Here is a 20,662-nt window from a genome sequence, read left to right as displayed (position 1 = left end):
GCCGCACGGCAGCACGAGAACGACGGGTGGAGGAGGAAAAGGGGAAGCGCACCGCCGGGGGCGGCGGTGCGCTTCTCGGTTCAGCTTGAGGGCATGTCCGGTTGGTCGATGAAGCGGCGCTCGCCCGCGCGGCGGGCCACGCGGGCGAGGGCGCGGTTGGCGGACGGCGCGAACCGGGAGATCGTCCGGCCCACCCGCGCCTCGGCGGCGACCGGGACGACCGGACGGTTGTGCCGGACGGCGTGCAGGATCGCCCGCGCCACGCGCTCGGGCGGGTAGCCCCGGCGGGCGAACGCGCGGGCGGTGCTCTCCCGCAGGTCGTCGGCCGTCTCGGCGGACACCCCGACGTACCGGGTGCGGCGCGGGATCTCGGTGTCGATCACGCCGGGGCAGATCGCGGTGACGCCGATGCCCTCGTCCACGAGCTCCTGGCGCAGGCACTCGCTGAGCTGCAGGACGGCCGCCTTCGTCGCCGAGTACGCGGCGACGTGCGGGCCGGGCACGAACGCGGCCATCGACGCGATGTTGACGATGTGCCCGCCCTCGCCGCGCGCGACCATCCGGGCGCCGAACAGGCGGCAGCCGCGGTACACGCCGTCCAGGTTGACCGAGCGGATCCGGGCCCAGTCGCTCTCGCCGGTCTCCAGCAGCGGGCCCGCCACGCCGATGCCCGCGTTGTTGACCAGGACGTCGGGCACGCCGAAGTTCTCGGTGACGTAGTCGGCGAACCGCTCCATCGCCTCGGCGTCCGCGACGTCCACGCCGTAGGGGTGGGCCTCGCCGTGCGCGCCGTCGCCGCCGCCCGCGCCGGAGATCTCGTCGGCGACGTGCTTGGCCGCGCCCTCGTCGATGTCGGCGACCACGACCTCCGCGCCCTCGGCGGCGAAGGCGCGGGCCGTCGCGCGGCCGATGCCGCTGCCCGCGCCGGTCACGAGGACGAGCCGTCCGGTGTACTCGCCGCCGGGACGTCCCGCCGCACGCGCGCGCACGAGGTCCGGGGTGTCCGGGCCGCCCGCGAGGTGGTCGATGAACTCGGTCACCCAGTTCGCGATCCGGTCCGGGTGGGTCCGCGCGACCCAGTGCCCGGCCGGGATGCGCCGGACGTACAGCGGATCGGCGTGCCCGCGCGCCGACAGCAGCGCCTCCGGCGTGGCGTACCGGTCGCGGGTCGGGACGATCAGCTGCACCGGCACCCGCGCCGTTCCGTCGCCGGACGGGATCCGCCGCAGGTTGGCCCGGTAGAGCCCGAGCCCGTTGCGCGCGTCGCGGGCCAGCGTCGGCGCGGGGTGCCCGGGCCTCGGCTCGCCGCCCTCGGCGCGCTTCAGGCCGCGCGCGAACGTGGCGCTCACGACGCGGGCGAGCGCCTCGCCCGTCCCGGGCGCCGCGAACACCGGCATGTAGGCGCTGCGCCGCGCCTGGTCGAGGACGCGCGCCGTCCGGCGGGCACGGTCGCGCACCCGCCCCGCGCCCTCGCGAACGCCGCGCATCCGCTCTCCGCCTTCGCGCATACCGCGCATCCGGCCCGCGCCTTCACGGGCATCGCGCGTCCGTCCCGCGCCGTCGCGACCGCCGCGCATCCATCCGGCGCCGTTGCGACCGCCGCGCATCCATCCGGCGCCTTCGCGAACACCGCGCGTCCGTCCCGCGCCTTCACGCATGCCGCGCGTCCGTTCGGCCATTGCTCGGGCCCGTTCGGCCATCGCGCGCGCTCGCTCAGCCGTCGCGCGCGCTCGCTCGGCCGCCTGCCCGGCCATCATGCGCCGGCCTTCCATCCGCTCCGCGGCGTCGCGCCCGCCTTCGGCTTGATCTGGGCGGTCGTGGTCGCGCTCGCCGTCGTCCGCGGCTCGCTCGCGCGCGGCGGCGGGACGGCCGGAGCGAGCGGGACGGCCGGAACGGGCCGGGCGGCGCTCGCCGCGGCCCGTCGTCTCCCGCCGGGCCCACTCGGCGACGTGGCGCCAGTCCGGGCCGGAGATCGAGGTGAAGGACGCGATCCGGCCCTGGAGCGGCTCGCCCGCCGGGTCGTCGGTGACGGCCGCCCAGCCCTGGACGGACCCCCAGTCGTGCCCGACCAGGTGGACGGGCGCGTCGCCGCCCACCGCGTCGATGACGGCGGCGAGGTCCCCGAGCAGCGCCTCCATGCGGTAGTCGTTCGGGTCGTCCGGGGTGGTGGACGCGCCCGCTCCCCGCACGTCGTAGGCGAGGACGCGGAACCGCTGCGCGAGCATGTCCGCGACCTCGTCCCACACGGCGCTGGTGTCCGGATAGCCGTGCACGAGCACGACCGTCGGCCGGTGCGCCTCCCCTCGCTCGCGCACGGCCAGTTCGACCTCGCCCGACCTCACCCTGTGATCCCGCACCGCGATCACCTTCTCCGTCGGAGGGTGCCCTTTCCGCGAACCTACGCCCGCGCGCCTCCGGGATCGACCCTCACGACGGGTTGGCGCAGGATGGTCAGCTCGCTCAGGCTGAGGTAGATCTCGTGGTGCAGACCCCGCCGGACGAGGTTCTCGGCCTGCATGTAGGCGTCCATGCGGGCGAGGGTGGCGGGCTCGTCCTCGTACCCGCCGTGGTGCAGGACCTGCACGGACGTTCCCTCCGCGAACTCCGTCAGGTGCACGCGCGCCGCCGCGGGGAGTTTCGGCCGGACGGCGTCCAGCGCCCGCTCCACCCGCTCGGGCGTGAGGTCGCCGTCCACCTTGATGAACAGGTGCCAGCGCCACTCGGCGCGCGGGACGTCCAGCGGGGGACGCTCGTCCTCCACCCACCAGCGCCCTTCGAGCGGCGCACCGGCCGCACCCGCCGCGCCGGCCACCGCGTAGAGCGCCTCGACGGCGGCCGAGTGCTCGGCGCCTCCCGGCTCGCCCTGTCCGCTTACGGACAATCCGCGGACGGCGGGCAGCTCCACGAGCGCCGGCTCGTCGGTGGCCGCATACCAAGCGTCGGTCATCGTTCGTCCTCCAGTCTGATCTGCACGCGCGTCACCAGGGCGTCCGGTGGCGTGGTCCGGGGGTCGGAGAGGTAGGTCTCCCGCGTCGTCGCGCCGGGCGTGTGACCGTGGTCGGCGCACCAGGCCAGCAGGCCGTGCACGACGAGTCCGACCTGGTCGAACGGCCCGGTGTGGACGGCCGTGGCGAACGGCCCGCCTTCGAGCACCTCGCGCCGCGTGCCGTCCGGCGCCTCGGCCCCGGACGGCAGGACGTACGCGAGCGCGACGGGGAACTCCTCCGTGGGGTCGAGCGGGAAGAGCCCGATCGCGGGTTCGGCGGGCGTGACGCTCGCCAGGCGCGCGACGCAGCGCCCCATCGCGGGGGCGATGTCGTCGATGGACGCGGTGTCCCGCGCGACGGCGACCGTCCGGGCGGGCTCGTCCACGACGGTCACCGGTGGTGCGGGCAGGCCCTCGGTGAGGAGGCGTTCCAGCACGTCCAGGGCCCGGCGGCGGCGCGCCAGCTCGGCGGCTTGCCGGTCCCGGACCTCGGTCAGCGGCGCGGTCGGGTCGTCCTCGGCGAGCGTCCGGGCGATCATCGGCAGCGGGACGTCCAGCGTCCGCAGGAGTCCGATCGCCAGGGCGTCCCGCGCCTGCGCGGGCCGGTAGTACCGGTAGCCGGAACCGGGGTCGACGTGCGCCGGGGACAGCAGCCCCAGCTCGTCGTAGTGCCGCAGCCGCTTCACGCTCAGCCGGCACAGCCGCGCGAACCGCCCGATCGGCAGGAGATCTCCGCTCACGTCCTCCACTGTCCCGTCTCCCACGAGGGGAGAGTCCAGCCGGAGGACGGAACGTCAGGGTTTGGCCTTCAGGCCGGTGCAGGCGCGGAGGCCGTTCCAGCGCTTCAGCTCGGCGGTCGCGGCGGCACCGGTCATCAGCGTGGGGAGCCCGCCGGAGATGTGGGCGGGCTTCCAGGTGGCCTTGGCGACCTTCCCGCCGTCCAGGCGCAGCAGGAGGACGCCGGAGTTCGCGGTCAGCCCGGACGCGGACGAGAACACGAAGTTCCCCATCCCGTAGTGGACGTACTTGCCGCCCAGGTAGCCGCCACCGAGCGGGATGTGCGCGTGCCCGCCGACCACGACGTCCGCGCCCGCCGCGACCAGGGCCTTCGCGAGCTCCTGCTGCCGGGGCAGCGGGCAGTTGCGCATCTCCTGCCCCCAGTGCAGGTGGACGATCACGTAGTCGGCGCCCTTCCGGGCCTCCTTGACCGCCTGGACCAGGCGCGGGACGTCCTTGGCGGACGCCAGGCCGCCCTTGCCGTCGGTCGCCGTCCACGCCTGGATCAGGTGGTCGTCGAGCACCTGCGTCGCGCCGACCACCGCGATCCGGTTGCCCTTCACGGTGAACCGCGCCGGACGGTACGCCTCCGCGGCGTCCTTCCCGATCCCGACGACCGGGAAGCCGCTCTTCTTGATCGCGCGGAGCGAGTCGCGCAGGCCCGTCTCCATGTAGTCCATGCCGTGGTTGTTGGCCATGGACACCACGTCCACCCCGGCCGCCTTCAGCGCCGTGAACGCCGAGGGCGGCGCGCGGAAGGTGAACTCCTTGTTCGGGGCCTTCGTCCCGCCGGTGGTGATCGCCGTCTCCAGGTTGAGCATGGTGAAGTCGGCGGCCTTCAGCGTCTTCGCGATCGGCCCGAGCGCGGTGCGCGGGGAGTCGAGCCGTCCGCGCAGCGAGCCCTCGAAGTGCGTGTCGCCGCCGAACGCGATGGTGATCGGCTGCCGCACGGCGTCCGGCTGCTGGCCGCCGGTCTTCGGTCCCCCTTCGCCGGACGACGCGGGCGGCTTGCCCTTGCTGTCGGCGGACGCGTCGTTCCCCCCGCCACCGCCCCCGCACGCGGACGCGGCGAGCGCCACCGCGCAACCGACCGCCGCCAGCGCGACACCCGCCGTCCTCCGCGAACCCGCGCGCCGGGACACGCCGCCGCCCGCCCTCCGCAGACGCGCACTGTCCGCGCTCCTCTGCGGGCGCGCACCGTCCGCCGTTCTTTGCGGGCGCGCGCGCCGGAGCGCACCGCCCGGTTCCGCGTCCTTCACCGCGCTGAACGCGGGGTGTCCGTCGCGCATCGCACCCGCACCTCCTTGATCGGTTCGGCCAAGGATGGCACGCGAGCAGGGAGATTCCGGGGGATTCGCCCCGGTGCTCGACCCTCCCACGACCCTTCCTTTACCTGGTTCCACATGAAACATCAGCAGCCCGGACCAGTATCAACCGCCCAGACCGGGCATACATCCAGGAGCGAACCCGAAGCGTTCGCTAAGTTTGGTTGCTCGTTTTCTTGAATCATTCGTGTTTAGGACCTAGAGTCGAGCCATGACCTCATCCCGGACGCCGGCCACGACCCCGGACGAGCTGCGCCGCGCGGGCCTGCGCGTCACGGCGGCCCGCGTCGCGATCCTGGAGACCGTCCGGGCCGGGGACCACCTCGGCGCGGACGCGGTCGCCGCCGGCGTCCGGGAACGTGTGGGCCACGTCTCTCTCCAGGCTGTGTACGAGGCGCTGCACGCCCTCACCGCGGCGGGCCTCGTCCGCCGCGTCGAGCCGGCGGGCGGCCCGGCCCGGTACGAGGGCCGCGTCGGCGACAACCACCACCACCTGGTCTGCCGCCGCTGCGGAACGGTCCGGGACGTCGACTGCGTCACGGGCGCCGCGCCCTGCGCCGACCCGCCCGACGACGCCGGCTTCCTGGTCGACGAGGCCGACATCACCTTCTGGGGCCTCTGCCCCACCTGCCGCGAGACCACCCCCGACACCCCGCCCCGCCCGAACCGCCGACCCGCCTCGGAGCGTCCGTCCGGTTCGGGGCCGGCAGGCGCATGAGAGCGCCTCGCGGCACCGCATCACCCGACGAGCAAGGAGAGACCGCGCCCATGTCCGACAAGCGCATCGCGACCACCGACGGCGGCAACCCGGCGCCGAGCCTGGAGCACTCGCAGTCCGTGGGGCCGAACGGCCCGCTGCTGCTCCAGGACCACTACCTGATCCAGAAGATGGCGCACTTCAACCGCGAACGGGTCCCGGAGCGGGTGGTGCACGCCAAGGGCGGCGGCGCGTACGGCGTCCTGGAGATCACCGAGGACGTCAGCCAGTTCACCAAGGCCAAGCTGTTCCAGAAGGGCGCGCGCACCGAGTCCCTGGTGCGGTTCTCGACGGTCGCGGGCGAGCTCGGCGCGCCCGACACCCAGCGCGACCCGCGCGGCTTCGCGATGAAGTTCTACACCGAGGACGGCAACTACGACCTCGTCGGCAACAACACGCCGGTCTTCTTCATCCGCGACCCGCAGAAGTTCAGCGACTTCATCCACAGCCAGAAGCGCCGCGCGGACACCCACCTGCACGACAACAACATGCAGTGGGACTTCTGGACGCTGTCCCCCGAGTCCGCCCACCAGGTCTCGCTGCTGATGACCGACCGCGGCACCCCGCAGTCGTGGCGGCACATGCACGGCTTCGGCTCGCACACGTTCCTCTGGTACAACGCGGCCGGCGAGAAGTTCTGGGTGAAGTACCACTTCAAGACCGACCAGGGCATCCGGAACTTCACCGACGCCGAGGCCAAGGCCGCGCAGGCCGCCGACCCGGACCTGCACATCCGCGACCTGCGGACCGCGATCGACCGCGGCGACCACCCGTCCTGGACGGTGAACGTGCAGATCATGCCGTTCGAGGAGGCCGCCGACTACCGGTTCAACCCGTTCGACCTCACCAAGGTGTGGCCGCACGAGGACTACCCCGAGATCACCATCGGGCGGTGGACGCTGAACCGGAACCCGGAGAACTACTTCGCCGAGATCGAGCAGGCGTCGTTCGAGCCGTCCGCGTTCGTGCCGGGCATCGGGCCGTCCCCGGACAAGATGCTCCAGGGCCGCCTGTTCTCCTACCCGGACGCGCACCGCTACCGCATCGGCCCGAACTACCTCCAGCTCCCGGTCAACCAGCCGAAGAACCCGGTCCACTCCTACAACTTCGACGGGCCGATGACGTACCGGAACCCGTCCGACCCGGTGTACGCGCCGAACTCGGCGGGCGGCCCGGTCGCGGCCGACCCGTCCGTCTGGGCCGGCGAGTCCTACGGGGTCGCGGGCGAGATCGTCCGGCACGCCTACGAGCCGCACCGGGAGGACGACGACTACGCGCAGCCGCGCGCGCTGTGGGAGAAGGTCCTGTCCGACACCGACCGCGACCACATGGTCACCAACATCGTCGGCCACGCCTCCGCCCCGGAGGTCACCGCCGACACCAAGAAGCGCGTCGTGGAGTACTGGCGCAACGTCCACAAGGACCTGGGCGACCGCGTCGCCAAGGGCCTGGGCGTCAACGACGCCGCCTGATCGGCGCGAGAGCGCGGGTCGGCGTCAACAGCGCCGCCTCCTGCCCAGCAGGAGAGCGCCGGTCGGCGTCAACGGCGACGCCGCCTGAGCAGCAGGAGCACGCCGGTCGGCCTCAACTGCGACGCCGCCTGATCGGCGCGAGAGCGCGGGTTCCGTATGGAGCCCGCGCTTCTGCGTGCTAGGAAGCGACCTTGTGCGCGCCGATGGCACGCATCATCAGGGGCCAGGCCGAGTGCATCTCGATCTGCCAGTAGGCCCACTGGTGCCAGCCGTTGCCGTAGAGGTGCGTCGTCGCCGGGATCTTGAGCTGCCGAAGACGCGCGGCGAGCGAGACGTTGGTCGAGCCCGCCGTCTGCTCGCTGACCCCGCCCGCGAGCCGCATCTTGACGTAGTCCCAGTCCTTGAACGGCGGGTCGAGCGGCCCGGGCTCACCGGTCGTCCCGGACGACAGGTACAGCCCGACGCCGCGCAGGTTGTTCGCCAGGAGGTACGGGTCGTGCGCCTTCCAGTTGGACATGTCGCCGCTCGGCGGACCCCAGATGCGGAACGGGTCGTCGCCCTTCGGACCGAACGCGTACCCGAGGAACATCAGCACCGCGGGGATGCCGGGCTGCGTCAGATGCACGATCCCGCTGAAGGACGCCGCGTACTTGAACAACCCCTTGTGCCGCGCCGCGTAGGTGAGCGCGCCCTGCCCGCCGGACGAGATGCCCATCGCGGCCCGGTTCGTCCCGGCGCGGAAGTTCCGCTCCATCAGCTGCGTGACCTCGCGGGTGTGGAAGGTCTCCCACTTGGGCGACCCGCCCTTCCCGTAGTTGAACCAGTCGGTGTACGACCCGTCCAGGCCGCCCTCGGGCATGACGACCATCGCGTCCCAGCCTGACGCGACCTTCTCGACGTCCGTGCTGCGCGTCCACGACTCGTAGTGGTCCGCGCCGCCGTGGTAGGCGTACAGCACCGGCCACGTCCGCGCGGACGTCCGCGACCACCCGGCCGGAGTGATCACGCGCACCTTCACGGTCTGCCGCAGCGAGGGCGACCGGACGGACACGTCGAACGTCCGCGCGTCCACCCGCTTCTGCGCCACGATCGCCGCCCCGGTGTCCGCGCGGCGCAGCCCGCCGGACGCGCCGGCGTCGGCAGGAGCCACCAGCCCAGCGGCCAGGACGAGCGACGTTCCGGCCAGCGCACCGGCTCCCCGGCGCCACCGACGGCCACGCGGCATGTTCACGCTCCGATACCTGGACGGGCCCGCACCGCGAAGCCCGAAAACGGGGTTGGCACCCCGTCCGATACCGGACGCGGCCAGCGTGACGATAGCGACCCCGGCCGTTCAGGGCACTAGAAAACCTGCCAATTCTCGCCGCCCGAAACAGCAACTACTTGAAACACCCTCACGTCCCGCGCTCCTCAGCGGCACCCACTCTCGGACGTCCGCCACACCGAGAGACCAAGGACAGCGCTCAGGAGGCGCGCTCACCGCTCAACGGGCGCATCAAGCGCAGGCCGTCGCTCGGTTTCGTCGAGCGCGGACCGAGCCTCCTCCTCAGCCGCACTGAGCGCATCCCGCGCTTCCTGTCCGGCCACGTCCAAAGCCCGACCGCCTTGGCCCCCACCGGAGACACCCTCGTCCCCGGTCTCCTCGGAAGCGGGCTTCGCCTCCGTCGAGGTCATGCCGCCGCCGAAGGCCCGCTTGACGGCCTCCAGCGCCGAGGTGACCTCGCCCGGAATGATCCAGAAAGTGCTGTTCTGCCCCTCGGCGAGCTTCGGCAGCGTCTGGAGGTACTGGTAGGCGAGGAGCTTCGGGTCCGGGTCGGCGCGGTGGACGGCCGTGAACACCTTGTGGATGGCGGTGGCCTGCCCCTCGGCCTCCAGGATCGCGGACTGCTTGCCGCCTTCCGCCCGCAGGATCGCGGCCTGCTTCTCCCCCTCCGCCGTGAGGATCTTGGCCTGCCGCGCGCCCTCCGCCGTGAGGATCGCCGCGCGCTTCTCCCGCTCGGCGCGCATCTGCTTCTCCATGGCGTCCTTGATGGACGCCGGCGGCTCGATCGCCTTGATCTCCACGCGGGTGACGCGGATGCCCCACTTGCCGGACGCGTCGTCCAGCACGCCGCGCAGCGCGGTGTTGATCCGGTCCCGGGAGGTCAGCGTGGCCTCCAGGTCCAGCGTGCCGATCACGTTCCGCAGCGTCGTCGCGGTCAGCTGCTCGATCGCCTTGATGTAGTTCACGATCTCGTAGTCCGCCGCGCGCGGGTCGGTGACCTGGAAGAACAGCACGGTGTCGATGTGCACCACCACGTTGTCCTCGGTGATCACCGGCTGCGCCTTGAACGACACGACCTGCTCGCGCAGGTCGATCAGCGCCTTCACCCGGTCCACGAACGGCACCACGAAGCTGATGCCCGGCTCCAGCGTCCGGTGGTAGCGCCCGAGCCGCTCCACGTTCCTCGCTCGCGCCTGCGGGATGATCCAGACCGTCCGCATGGTCGCGGTGACGAGCACCGCCACCCCCGCGAGCAGCACCACCAGCAGCGCGATGGCGATATCGGTCATGCCTCCACCTCCGGAATCCGCACCGGATAGAGCAGCGCCGTCGCCCCCTCGATGGCGAGCACGTCAGCGACGGCCCCGGCGGGAATGACCAGGTCGGGATCGTACGGACGGGCCGTCCACTCCTCGCCCCCGATCCGCGCGCGCCCGCCCGCCCGGCTGACCTCGGTGAGCGTCACCGCCTCGCGCCCCACCAGCGCCGCCGTCCCCGACCGCAGCGCCGGAGGCTGCCGGATGTGCCGCCGCGCGATCGGCCGCACCACCCCGACCCCGCCGACCGCGAACAACCCGAACACGGCCCCTTGCACCAGCACCGGAAGCCCGGCCGCAGCCGTCAACCCGGCCGCCAGCGCCGCCACCGCCAGCAACCCGAGCGCGAGCGTGAGCGTCAGCACCTCGGCGACCCCGAGCAACGCCGCGACCAGCAACCAGCCGACCCACGCCTCCATCCGCGTCATCTCCCAGAGGCGGTCGATGTCCTCCTTTCACGTTAACTCCGCTCCCACCCCCGCTCAACGAATCCCCTGACCCCCGCCCCGAACCCCATCCAGCCCCAACACGCCCACCCCCCAGCGCCGCCCCCCACGCCCCGAAACAGCAGCCCCCAAGCCCAGCAAAGCCGCGAGGCGACGCAGCGCGGCCCAGCACAGTGCAGCCTGCTACACCCCCGTCCCGCCGCGGCCGCGGCACCGTGCCGCGCGGCGTAGCGCGCCACCGTGCGACGCCCTGCGTGCCATGGCGCGGCACGGCGCAGCACAGTGCGGCGCGGCGCAGCGCGGCGCAGCGCGCCACCGTGCGGGGCCCTGCGTCCCATGGCGCAGCACGGTGCAGCACAAGTGCGGCGCGGCGTAGCGCGCCACCGTGCGGCGCCCTGCGTTCCATGACGCGGCACGGTGCGGGGAGGGATTGCGGGGTGGGGGTGAGTGGGTCGGGGGCGGGGCGGTGGATGGGGGGTGTTGGTGGCGGTGGAGGGTGGGGGCGGGTCATCATGAGGGCGGTGTCGGCGACGAGGGGTGGCGGCCATGGGCAGCCGGAGGGCGTGGCGGACGTGTCCGCTTTGTGAGGCTCTGTGCGGGTTGGAGCTGACGCTGGATGAGGCGGGCGGGATCACCGGCGTGCGGGGGGATCGGGATGATCCGCTGAGCGCGGGGTTCCTGTGTCCCAAGGGCGCCACGCTCGGGGCGCTCGACGGCGATCCGGATCGGCTGGACGCGCCGCTGGTTCGCGGGGTTCCGGTCGGGTGGGACGAGGCGTTCGAGGCCGTCCGGGACGAGCTGAGCGGGGTGATCGCGCGGTACGGGCGGGACGCGGTGGCGATCTACATCGGGAACCCGACCGCGCACTCGGTGGCCGGGCCGCTCTACGGGTCGGCGCTGATCAAGGCGCTGGGCACCCGGAACGTGTACACCGCCAGCACCGCCGACCAGATGCCGAAGCATGTGAGCTGCGGGCACCTGTTCGGGGACCCGCTCGCTGTCCCGGTGCCCGACCTCGACCGCACCGGGTACCTGCTGATGCTCGGGGCGAACCCGCTGGAGTCGAACGGGTCGCTCTGCTCGGCGCCCGATTTCGGCGGACGGCTGAAGGCGATCCGGGCGCGCGGCGGACGGGTCGTGGTCGTGGACCCGCGCCGGACGCGCACGGCGTCCCTGGCGGACGAGCACCTGTTCGTCCGGCCCGGCACCGACGCGCATCTGCTGATGGCGCTCGTCCACACGCTGTTCGCCGAGGAGCTGACGAGTATCCCCGAGGGGTTGCCGCTCAACGGCCTGGACGAGCTGCGCGCGATCGCCGTCGGGTTCTCGCCCGAGCGGGTCGCGCCGGTCACGGGCGTGCCGGCCGAGGTGATCCGCCGGATCGCCCACGAGCTGGCCGCTGCCGAACATGCTGCCGTGTACGGACGGATCGGCACATGCACGCAGGAGTTCGGCACGCTCGCGAGCTGGCTCGTGGACGTGCTGAACATCCTCACCGGCAACCTGGATCGCCCGGGCGGCGCGATGTTCCCGCGCCCCGCGCACCTGGCGGTGTACCGGAAGCGGCGTCCGTTCACGACGGGCCGCTGGCGCAGCCGCGTGCGCGGGCTGCCCGAGACCATGGGCGAGCTGCCCGTCGCGACCCTCGCGGACGAGATCGAGACGCCCGGCGAGGGGCAGATCCGCGCGCTGATCACGGTGGGCGGCAACCCGGTGCTGTCCGCTCCGGACGGGGCCCGTCTGGATCGCCTCCTTCCCTCGCTCGACCTCGTGGTCAGCGTCGACCCGTACCTGAACGAGACGACCCGGCACGCGCACGTCTTGCTGCCGCCTCCGCGCCCCGCGCAGACTCCGCACTACGACGTCGCCCTGCTGGCGTTCGCCGTGCGCGACTACGCGCGGTACTCGCCGCCGGCCGTGCCGCTCCCGGACGGCCGTCCGGCCGAAACGGAGATCATCGCGCGGCTCGCGACGATCGCCGCCGGGACCGACGCCTCGACGGCGGACCTGGACGAGCTGGTCATCATGACCACGCTCGGCCGGGCCGTCGCCGCGCCCGGCTCGCCGGTGTACGGCCGCGATCCCGTCGAGCTGCGCAAGGAGCTCGCCAGCGGCTCGTCCCTCACCGAGCAGCGGCTCGACATGATGCTGCGGCTCGGCCCGTACGGCGAGGGTTTCGGCGCCGACCCGTCCGGCCTGACCCTCGCGCGGCTGCGTGACGAGCACCGGCACGGTATCGACCTCGGGCCGCTGAAGCCGCGCCTGGACGAGGTGCTGTGCACCGCGTCCGGACGGATCGAGCTGTGCCCGCCCGCGTTCGCCGCCGACACCGACCGGCTCGCCGCCGCCCTGGACGCGCCGCCCGCCGACCTCGTACTGATCGGGCGCAGGCAACTGCGCTCGAACAACAGCTGGCTCCACAACGTCCCGCAGCTACGCGGCGGCTCCAACACCTGCACGCTGCAACTGAACCCGGCCGACGCCGACCGCCTCGGCATCGCCGAGGGCACGCTCGTCCGCGTGACGTCCCGCACGGGCACGGTCGAGGCCGTCGCCGCCCCCACCGACACCGTCATGCCCGGCGTCGTCAGCCTCCCGCACGGCTGGGGTCACGGCCTGCCCGGCACGCGCGCCCGCGTCGCCGCCACCGATCCCGGCGTCAGCGTCAACGCGATCACCGACGACCAGTTCATCGACCCCCTCTCCGGCAACGCCGCCTTCAACGGCGTGCCCGTCACCCTGACTCCCCTGCGAGCGGCGGACTCCCCCTCGCTCTCTTCCGTCTCCCCGTCGGCCTCATCCGCTTCACCGTCGTCATCCGCTTCCGGCTAGTTCTCGCTTCCGCTCACCTTCACCCTGTCTCTTGTCCTCGCCGACTCCTGCTCGCCTTCACCTGCTTGGTCAGCTCGGCTCCTTCCCGCTCCGCCTCAGCCCCTTCGTCGGGCTCAGCCGTCTTCGCCGTCGTCCTCACCCCTGTAAAACGTCCGGCGGCCACGGAACGTTGGGGGGCTGTTCCGGATTTCTTCGAGTGCTCGACCGGCCCGGGGCGGAGGCTGGTTTTGGACCGGTTTGGCCCACTCGCCTCACCCAGGGTGGTTGACCCCTCTCAGAGGGGTAGTGGATGTCCGTAGACGTGTTTAGGGACTCCTACTCACTGGTAGGTATCCCTCGGCATGGACGGCCCGCCGTGGCGGAACGTGACGGCGCGGGTCGGGTCCGTCCGGCCGCTCACCTGGGGTGGCCGCGCGGACGGGGCGGCGGCTAGGGTCGCGAACGAGCGTCCTGTTTCGGCCGTCGGGAACCGGAGCCTTCCGGAACCGGATCCGTCCGGAACCGGATCGGAGGCACGCACCCGAGGAGGGACGACCTTGAACCGACGGGCGAGCAGCATCTTCCGGCGCGGCCCCCGGCCGCAGGTCAGGCCGCATCCGCTGGACATGGCGGAGGGCCTCGAACAGGCGGGCGTCCTGGACCGCGCCATCCGGGTGATATCCGGCGGAGTCCAGCGGGCGCTGCCCCCGGGCCCCGTCAAGGACGCGCTCCACGGCGTCCCGGTCGGGCATCCGGCGCATCCCCCGCTCACGGACCTGCCGATGGGCTGCTGGATGTCCTCGGCCGTCCTCGACCTGATCCCCGGCACCGAACGCGCGTCGTCCGCCCTGGTGGCGGCCGGGCTGGCCGGCGCCGTGCCGACCGCGCTGACCGGCCTCGCCGACTGGTCCGCGCTCCACCGCGAGCAGCAGCGGGTCGGGCTCGTCCACGCCATGGGGACGGCCACCGCGAGCGTCCTGTACGGCGCGTCGCTGGTCGCACGCCTACGCGGCCGGTACGGCGCGGGTCGCGCCCTGGGCTTCGCCGGTCTCGGCGCCCTGCTCGCCGGCGGCTATCTCGGCGGACATCTCGCCTTCCGGCAGGCCGCCGGGGCCAACCACGCGGACCAGGTCTCCCACCTCGTCCCGCTCGGCTGGCACGACCTGTGCCCCATCGCCGACCTGCCCGACGGCTGGCCCGTCCGCCGAACGCTGGGCTACATCAGCCTGTTCGTGCTGCGCGAGGACGACGACGTGCACGTCCTCGCCGACCGGTGCAGCCACCTCGCCGGGCCGCTCCACCAGGGCCGCATCACCGTCGACGACGACGGCGACACCTGCGTCGTGTGCCCCTGGCACGGCAGCACCTTCCGCGTGGCGGACGGCTCGGTCGTGCACGGCCCGGCCACCGGCCGCCAGCCCGCCTTCGAGACCCGCGTGAGCGACGAGGGCACTGTCCAGGTCCGGCCGCTCTCCTGACCGGCGATCTGCCGACTGGCCGTTCTATCGCTCGACGCGAACCCGCGGGTCCGGCACTGGCCGGATCCGCGCTTTCCGTCGGGACGAGACGGCTTGTCCGGAAAGGCCGTCCGTCCTTCAGAACGTCAGCCCGGCTATCGCCCTGAGTGACAGCACGAAGCCGAGCAGCTCGCGTGCCGCTCGGCTCCCCACGCGCGGGACGAAGCCGTCCCAGTCCGGCGTGCCCTCACCGTCACTCGTGAGAGCGGACGCGGGTGCGGGGCAGGAGCGCCGCGGTGGCGATGAGCCAGAGCGTCCCGCCGAATCGGACGACCGGAACCAGGTAAGTGAAGCCATAGACCGCGAAGGTCAGTGACGACAGCGCCCCGACCACGGCGATCGCCAGGCCGAGGACGGCGACCGGACGCGGCAGCAGACGGCCGAGCAGCCCGGGCACGGAGACGCCCGCGATCAGCAGCGCGCACGTCGCCGAGAAGCCCGGCCCGCCCGTCGCGAAGGACAGATCGGCGAGGGCGCGGGCCAGCGCGGGGCTCGCGTCGGACGCCAGGCGCGCGCCCGTCCACGCGAACATGCCCGAAAGGGCCAGCGCGGACGCGGCGAGCGCGCCACCGATCAGGGTGATCGCACCACCCGGCGCGGTGATGCCCAGCGCGCGCAGCCGCCGGGAGAGGACGGCGGCGCTGACGGCGAGCGGCGTCGCCGAGGCGACCAGCAGGAAGGCGCCGACCTTGATCTGTGGGGCATGGTCCAGATCGTGCCGGAGCACGTCCGCTCCGGATGCGGTCGGCTGCGGCGTGGACGCGTTGACCGCGACATAAGCGATGGTCAGCGCCACATAGACCAGGACGGGGACGAGCAGCGGCGGCCCGAGTTGCGGGTGGCGGCGCCGCGGGGCGGCCGGGACGGCGGGGTGAGACGCGGTGGTCATGTCAACTCCTCATTTCGTTCTCTTCCAGAATGATTACAGAATTGAACGATTGTCAAGCGAGTATGATCTCAGGCATGACCACGAACGAGTCCCGTCCCGCCCCGGCGGCCACCGAGTCCGAGGGCGGCCCACCCGTCGGAGCGGCGTTCCTGCTGGCACAGTTGGGGGCGCACGCCGCGGGGGTCTTCGCCGAGCGGATCAAGGTCCTGGACCTGACGCCGCCCCAGGCAGGGCTGCTGCGCATGCTCAAGGCGCGGCCGGGCGGCAGCCAGCGCGAACTCGCGGACCGCCTGGGCATGCCGCCGAGCCGTTTCGTCCCGTTCGTGGACACGATGGAGCAGCGCGGCCTGGTCGAACGGCGGCGCAATCCGGACGATCGCCGCCTCCACGCCCTCTACCTCACCGAGGCGGGCGAATCCCTCCTGAACGAGCTGATCCCCCTCGCGATCGAGCACGAGAAGGACCTGGTCTCTCCCCTCTCACCCGAGGAACACCGGCAGCTCACCAGCCTCCTCAGGCGCATCGCCGAAGATCACGGACTCGTGCCGGGCGTCCATCCCGGCTATCGCTCCGTCCGCACCCGATGACCGCGCGGCGCACTCACAGCCCGCGCCCGCCGAAAAGCCTTGAGGCGCGTCAGGAAGCAGCGGGTGGTTCGGCCTGGTCGTCCGCGATGGGGTATTCGACGAGCGCCAGGACGCGGCTCGCCATGAAGCGGGCCGTCCGGACGGGGGTTCCGGTGCGGGTGACCTCGCTGACCTCGACGACGCCGCGGCGGTTGGCGATCTCCACGCGGCGTCCGGCGCGGGTCGCGGCGACCTCGTAGGTGCGGACGCCCTCGCCGCCCGCGTCGATGACGATCTCGACCCTGTCGCCCTTCATGAGCACCCCTCGCACAGTCGAACGTATATTCGACTTTTACCCGGATCAAGGGGTCCGCAACCGTCGAAACCGCAGGTCAGGCCAGGAACTTGTAGAGCGCGACGAGCCCGACGACCACGATGACGCCGCGCAGCACGGTCGGGGGGATCCGCTGGCCGACCTTCGCGCCGATCAGGCCGCCCACCGTCGAGCCGCACGCGATGAGCAGCACGGCGAGCCAGTCGATGTCGGTCCGCCCGAGCGCCCAGGAGCCGATGAACACGACCGCCGCGACGCCGTTGACCAGCGCGGACAGAACATTTTTCGCGGCGTTGACGCGCTGCAGGTCCTCGTTCAGCGCGGTGCCGAGCAGGCCGATCAGGACGATCCCCTGCGCCGCGCCGAAGTAGCCGCCGTACATGCCCGCGCCGAACACCCCGGACCACAGCATCGGGCCGCCGTGCTCGCGCTGCATCTCGCGCGCGCGCAGGTAGCCCTGCAGGCGCGGCTGGAACACCACGAGCACCAGCGCGATGACGATCAGCACCGGGACGATCACCTTGAACGCCGTGGCGGGCAGCGCCAGCAGCAGCAACGCGCCGACCGCCGCGCCGAGCGCGGACGCGCTGCCGAGCCGCAGCAGCCGCGCCCGCTGCCCCTTGAGCTTGTCCCGGTACCCGTACGCGCCGGTGACCGAGCCCGGGACGAGGCCGATGTTGTTCGAGACGTTCGCCGTCACGGGCGCGAAGCCGAGGGCCACCATCGTCGGGAACGTGATGAGCGAGCCGGAGCCCACCACGGTGTTGATCCCGCCCGCGGCGACTCCCGCGGCGAACACCGCGGCCGCGTCCAGCACATTCACGATCGTCCCGTCCCATGATCCGGAGTCCTGCGATCCCCCGATGCTAGGGAAGGCCGAGATGACCGGATGGGGCGGGGTCGTTCGCCCACATGCTGAGACGTCGCTCAGCGGTTGTACGGGCGGAAGTCGTCCTCGTCGGGACGGCGGGGGGAGACGCCGTTGCCCGGCTCGTCGTCCTCGGCGCCTGGCGCCGCAGCGGACGTCCCGGCGTCCGAGCGCGGATACCCTCCGGACGCCGAAGCGCCGGGCGTGCCAGCCGCGCCAGACGAGCCAGACGAGCCGGATGCGCCGGAACCACCCGGCCCGGCGAACCCGCCTGATGCGCTAGGCCCGGCGAATCCGCCTGACGGGCTCGGCCCGGCGAACCCGCCTGACGCGCTCGGCCCGGCGAATTCGCTCGGCGGGGTGAAGCCACTCGACGGCGTGAACTCGCTCGGCGAGGTAGGGGCGGCGCCTGGTTCGGGGGACTCGTTGGGCTCGTCCGCCGGAAGTCGTCCGTTGAAGAAGCCGCCCAGGTGGTCGAGGGCGCGGGCCATCTCGGCGGGGACGACCCAGACCTTGTTCGCGCTCCCCTCGGCGATCTTCGGGAGCGTCTGGAGGTACTGGTAGGCGAGGAGTCGCTGGTCGGGACGTCCGTCGTGAATGGCCTTGAACACCGTCGCGATGGCCTGCGCCTGCCCGCGCGCCCGCGTCGCCTGGGCCTTGGCGTCCGCCTCGGCCGACAGCACGACCGCCTCGGCCTCGCCTCGCGCGCGCAAGACGGCCGAGGTCCGTTCGCCTTCCGCCGTGAGGATCGCCGCTTGCTTCTGGCCTTCGGCGGTGAGGATGGACGCGCGCTTGTCCCGGTCCGCGCGCGTCTGCTTCTCCATGGCGTCCTTGATGGAGTCCGGCGGGTCGACGGCCTTCAACTCGACCCGGTTGACCCGGATGCCCCATTTGCCGGTCGCCTCGTCCAGCACGCCGCGCAGCTCGGAGTTGATCTCCTCGCGGGAGGTGAGGGTGCGCTCCAGGTCCATGCCGCCGATGATGTTGCGCAGCGTGGTGGCGGTGAGCTGCTCGATCGCGCTGAGGAAGTCCGACACCTCGTAGGTCGCGGCCTTCGCGTCGGTGACCTGGTAGTACAGCACCGTGTCGATGCTGACCACCAGGTTCTCCGACGTGATCACCGCCTGCGGCACGAACGGCACCACCTGCTCGCGCAGGTCCACGCGGTTGCGGATCTGGTCCATGAACGGGACGACCATGTTGAGCCCGGCGGGCATGGTCCGGTCGTAGCGGCCCAGCCGCTCGACGATGTAGGCCATGGCCTGCGGGACGATCCGCACCGAGCGGTACAGCAGCAGCCCGCCCACCGCGATGACGACGACGGCCAGGATCAGCGTGGCGCTCACTCCTGGATGGTAAGTCGGGTCATCCCGGAGGAACAGGGGGCGATTCGCCCGGCCCCCAACCCCGGCCCCGCCTCGCCCCCCGCGCCGGGTTCGGCCCCGGCCTCAGCTCCCGCGGGGGCGGCGTCAGTAGGCGGCGCGGGCGTACCAGCGGCCGTTCTGCCGGTCGATGCTCAGGGGCACGCCGAAGCACTCGGTCAGGTGCTCGGGCGTGAACACCTCGTCCACCTTGCCGGACGCCACGATCTCGCCCTTGCGCAGGAGCAGCGCGTGCGTGAACCCCTCCGGGACCTCCTCGACGTGATGGGTGACCATCACGGTCGTCGGCGCGGCCGGATCGTTCGCGAGGACGCCGAGCCGGCGCACCAGGTCCTCGCGTCCGCCCAGGTCGAGCCCGGCGGCGGGCTCGTCCAGCAGGAGCAGCTCGGGGTCGGGCATCAGCGCCCGCGCGATCTGCACGCGCTTGCGCTCGCCCTCGGAGAGCGTCGCGAAGCGGCGCTTGATCAGGTCGGAGCAGCCGAGCGTGTCCAGCAGCTCGATCGCGCGCGCGAGGTCGGTGGACTCGTACTCCTCCTGCCACCGGCCGAGGATCGCGTACGAGCCGGTCAGGACCACGTCGAGGACGGTCTCCCCGGCCGGGACCTTCTCCGCGACCGCGACGCTCGCGAACCCGATGCGGGGACGCAGCTCGAACACGTCGGTGCGGCCGAGCTCCTCCTCCAGGATCTCCACCGAACCCTCGGTGGGATGCAGCAGCGCGGCGGCGATCTGGAGCAGCGTGGTCTTGCCCGCCCCGTTCGGCCCCACGACCACCCAACGCTCGTTCTCGTTAACCGTCCACGTCACGTCGCGCAGCAGGGTGGCCCCCTCGCGCCTGACGCCGACTCCCCGGAGTTGCAGTACCTCGCCGGCCATCGCGCGCCTTTGTCCCCAATCTCGCGTTCTCAGGCGATCCGATTCGCAACAAAGAACCTATGCGATTCGCAGCGCTTATGGTGGTCGGCATGGACGCAGGCGCTGATCGAACGAGCTCGACGGGCGACGCGGCGACCGCGCTCACCGCGTGGGGGAACGCCTGGCTGGCCGGACACGTTGGTCTGGACGAGGCCGTGGACGCCGTCGAGCGGGCCGCGGGTCCGCAGGTCGTGGGCATGTCCCCGGCGACGGCGGACGTACCGGACACCCCGTCCTCGCCGTCCGGGCCGTCCGGGCCGTCCGGGTCGTCCGGGCTGCACGCCGGGCTCGCGCTGCCCGGAGTTTCCGAAGACATGCCGCTTCGTCGCGCGCTCGGCGAGTTGCGGGTGGAGGGGATGACCTCGCTCCGGCTGGCGATGCCGGTCCCGGGCGACCCGCTCGGGCTGACCGGCCCGCCCGCCTTCAACCGCGCCGCGATCGCGGCGGGTTCCGCCGTGGTCGCCGTCCTCGCCGACCGCGCGGTCGGGCTCGTCCCGCGCGAGGACCGGCGCGGCTCGTCCTACGCGGGCGTGCTCTGGGAGCTCGCCCCGGCGTCCCCCGGACGTCCCGACGTGCCGTCCCTGCCGGAGGCCGACCGCGACCTCACCCTCGCGATGCGCGAGGCCACCGAGGCGCTGCTCACCGTGAGCGACGTCTCATCCGTCCCGCCGGAGATCGCGGACGAGCTGATGAGCCTGCGCTCGGCGGGGGCGGACGAGCCGCCGCTCGCCCCCGGCTATCCGCCGCGCGCCCAGCGGACCGCGGCCCGCGCCGTCCACCTCGCGACGGTGGTCCGGCTCGCGCGCCGCCTGGAGGCCCGCGGCCTGGACGCCCCGCAGATGCGCCGCCGCGACGAGGCCCTCCGCCTCCTCGACCGCGCCGTCCGCCGCGCCATGATCGCCGCCTGCGACAGCGTCTTCGACCCCGTCCCCGACCGCTGACCCTCGACGCCAGGCCCCACTACGGCCACACGCGAAACGCAAGCGGGCTGACCGGGCCCGAAACACGGGTGGACGCCGGCCGACCGCGCAATGCGA

Annotated in this window: 18 protein-coding genes; 6 read left to right on the top strand and 12 right to left on the bottom strand. The window is 72.7% G+C overall.

The annotated features are described in order from the left end of the window. Window positions 1-80: 80 nt before the first annotated feature. From ACFPCY_RS16860 to ACFPCY_RS16845, 4 genes are read right to left on the bottom strand one after another with little or no spacing between them, the layout of a single operon-like run. The gene (locus tag ACFPCY_RS16860; RefSeq protein WP_378256132.1) at window positions 81-2,357 is read right to left on the bottom strand and encodes an SDR family oxidoreductase; all 2,277 of its coding nucleotides are present in this window, start codon (window positions 2,355-2,357) and stop codon (window positions 81-83) included. Window positions 2,358-2,398: 41 nt separating this feature from the next. Then, complete coding sequence (locus ACFPCY_RS16855) at window positions 2,399-2,947, bottom strand: GyrI-like domain-containing protein (RefSeq protein ID WP_378256130.1); 549 nt, start codon at window positions 2,945-2,947, stop codon at window positions 2,399-2,401. Beyond that, window positions 2,944-3,726, bottom strand: a complete 783-nt coding sequence (locus tag ACFPCY_RS16850; RefSeq protein ID WP_378256128.1) for a MerR family transcriptional regulator — start codon at window positions 3,724-3,726, stop codon at window positions 2,944-2,946. Before ACFPCY_RS16850 ends, ACFPCY_RS16855 begins: the two co-directional genes overlap by 4 nt. Before the next feature lie 54 nt (window positions 3,727-3,780). Next, on the bottom strand, window positions 3,781-4,905 hold the full coding sequence (locus ACFPCY_RS16845) for a CapA family protein (protein ID WP_378256126.1): 1,125 nt from the start codon (window positions 4,903-4,905) through the stop codon (window positions 3,781-3,783). 394 nt (window positions 4,906-5,299) lie between these two features. Here ACFPCY_RS16845 and ACFPCY_RS16840 point away from each other — a divergent pair, with 394 nt between their 5' ends. After that, entirely contained in the window at window positions 5,300-5,806 is a 507-nt protein-coding gene (locus tag ACFPCY_RS16840; RefSeq protein ID WP_378256124.1) for a Fur family transcriptional regulator, read from the top strand. 50 nt (window positions 5,807-5,856) lie between these two features. Continuing rightward, a complete protein-coding gene (locus tag ACFPCY_RS16835; protein ID WP_378256123.1) occupies window positions 5,857-7,317 on the top strand; it encodes a catalase in 1,461 nt (486 codons plus the stop codon). A gap of 178 nt (window positions 7,318-7,495) precedes the next feature. Here ACFPCY_RS16835 and ACFPCY_RS16830 read toward each other — a convergent pair whose 3' ends face one another. The 3 genes from ACFPCY_RS16830 to ACFPCY_RS16820 all read right to left on the bottom strand — a co-directional run bounded on the left by ACFPCY_RS16830 (window position 7,496) and on the right by ACFPCY_RS16820 (window position 10,316). Continuing rightward, window positions 7,496-8,542 carry an alpha/beta hydrolase gene (locus ACFPCY_RS16830; protein ID WP_378256122.1) on the bottom strand — a complete coding sequence of 349 codons (1,047 nt, stop codon included), beginning with the start codon at window positions 8,540-8,542 and terminating at the stop codon, window positions 7,496-7,498. Between the two features lie 251 nt (window positions 8,543-8,793). After that, window positions 8,794-9,870, bottom strand: a complete 1,077-nt coding sequence (locus tag ACFPCY_RS16825; protein ID WP_378256121.1) for an SPFH domain-containing protein — start codon at window positions 9,868-9,870, stop codon at window positions 8,794-8,796. Further along, on the bottom strand, window positions 9,867-10,316 hold the full coding sequence (locus tag ACFPCY_RS16820; RefSeq protein ID WP_378256450.1) for an NfeD family protein: 450 nt from the start codon (window positions 10,314-10,316) through the stop codon (window positions 9,867-9,869). Before ACFPCY_RS16820 ends, ACFPCY_RS16825 begins: the two co-directional genes overlap by 4 nt. 573 nt (window positions 10,317-10,889) lie before the next feature. Between ACFPCY_RS16820 and ACFPCY_RS16815 the strand changes: the two genes are divergently transcribed. Beyond that, window positions 10,890-13,175, top strand: coding sequence for a molybdopterin-dependent oxidoreductase (locus ACFPCY_RS16815; RefSeq protein ID WP_378256119.1), 2,286 nt, complete (start codon window positions 10,890-10,892; stop codon window positions 13,173-13,175). Between the two features lie 536 nt (window positions 13,176-13,711). Next, complete coding sequence (locus ACFPCY_RS16810) at window positions 13,712-14,632, top strand: Rieske (2Fe-2S) protein (protein WP_378256118.1); 921 nt, start codon at window positions 13,712-13,714, stop codon at window positions 14,630-14,632. A gap of 232 nt (window positions 14,633-14,864) precedes the next feature. Here ACFPCY_RS16810 and ACFPCY_RS16805 read toward each other — a convergent pair whose 3' ends face one another. After that, window positions 14,865-15,560 carry a hypothetical protein gene (locus ACFPCY_RS16805; RefSeq protein ID WP_378256116.1) on the bottom strand — a complete coding sequence of 232 codons (696 nt, stop codon included), beginning with the start codon at window positions 15,558-15,560 and terminating at the stop codon, window positions 14,865-14,867. A 74-nt stretch (window positions 15,561-15,634) separates the two neighbouring features. On the opposite strand from ACFPCY_RS16805, the gene ACFPCY_RS16800 reads away from it, so the two are divergent. Beyond that, window positions 15,635-16,147: a MarR family winged helix-turn-helix transcriptional regulator gene (locus ACFPCY_RS16800; RefSeq protein WP_378256114.1), complete on the top strand. Its 513-nt coding sequence runs from the start codon at window positions 15,635-15,637 to the stop codon at window positions 16,145-16,147. Between the two features lie 49 nt (window positions 16,148-16,196). Here the strand turns inward: ACFPCY_RS16800 and ACFPCY_RS16795 are convergent, their stop codons facing one another. The 4 genes from ACFPCY_RS16795 to ACFPCY_RS16780 all read right to left on the bottom strand — a co-directional run bounded on the left by ACFPCY_RS16795 (window position 16,197) and on the right by ACFPCY_RS16780 (window position 19,586). Beyond that, on the bottom strand, window positions 16,197-16,442 hold the full coding sequence (locus tag ACFPCY_RS16795; protein WP_378256112.1) for a hypothetical protein: 246 nt from the start codon (window positions 16,440-16,442) through the stop codon (window positions 16,197-16,199). A gap of 76 nt (window positions 16,443-16,518) precedes the next feature. Then, window positions 16,519-17,283, bottom strand: coding sequence for a sulfite exporter TauE/SafE family protein (locus ACFPCY_RS16790; RefSeq protein ID WP_378256111.1), 765 nt, complete (start codon window positions 17,281-17,283; stop codon window positions 16,519-16,521). A 104-nt stretch (window positions 17,284-17,387) separates the two neighbouring features. After that, complete coding sequence (locus ACFPCY_RS16785; RefSeq protein WP_378256110.1) at window positions 17,388-18,674, bottom strand: SPFH domain-containing protein; 1,287 nt, start codon at window positions 18,672-18,674, stop codon at window positions 17,388-17,390. 123 nt (window positions 18,675-18,797) lie between these two features. Further along, window positions 18,798-19,586 (bottom strand): ABC transporter ATP-binding protein, encoded by a 789-nt coding sequence (locus tag ACFPCY_RS16780; RefSeq protein ID WP_378256109.1) that lies wholly within the window; start codon window positions 19,584-19,586, stop codon window positions 18,798-18,800. Window positions 19,587-19,675: 89 nt separating this feature from the next. On the opposite strand from ACFPCY_RS16780, the gene ACFPCY_RS16775 reads away from it, so the two are divergent. After that, entirely contained in the window at window positions 19,676-20,566 is an 891-nt protein-coding gene (locus ACFPCY_RS16775) for a hypothetical protein (RefSeq protein WP_378256107.1), read from the top strand. Window positions 20,567-20,662: the final 96 nt, after the last annotated feature.

This window comes from Actinomadura gamaensis, assembly GCF_042652125.1.
In the GTDB taxonomy this organism is placed as follows: Bacteria; Actinomycetota; Actinomycetes; order Streptosporangiales; family Streptosporangiaceae; genus Spirillospora; species Spirillospora gamaensis.
This window is presented reverse-complemented; position numbering and strand designations above follow the sequence as displayed.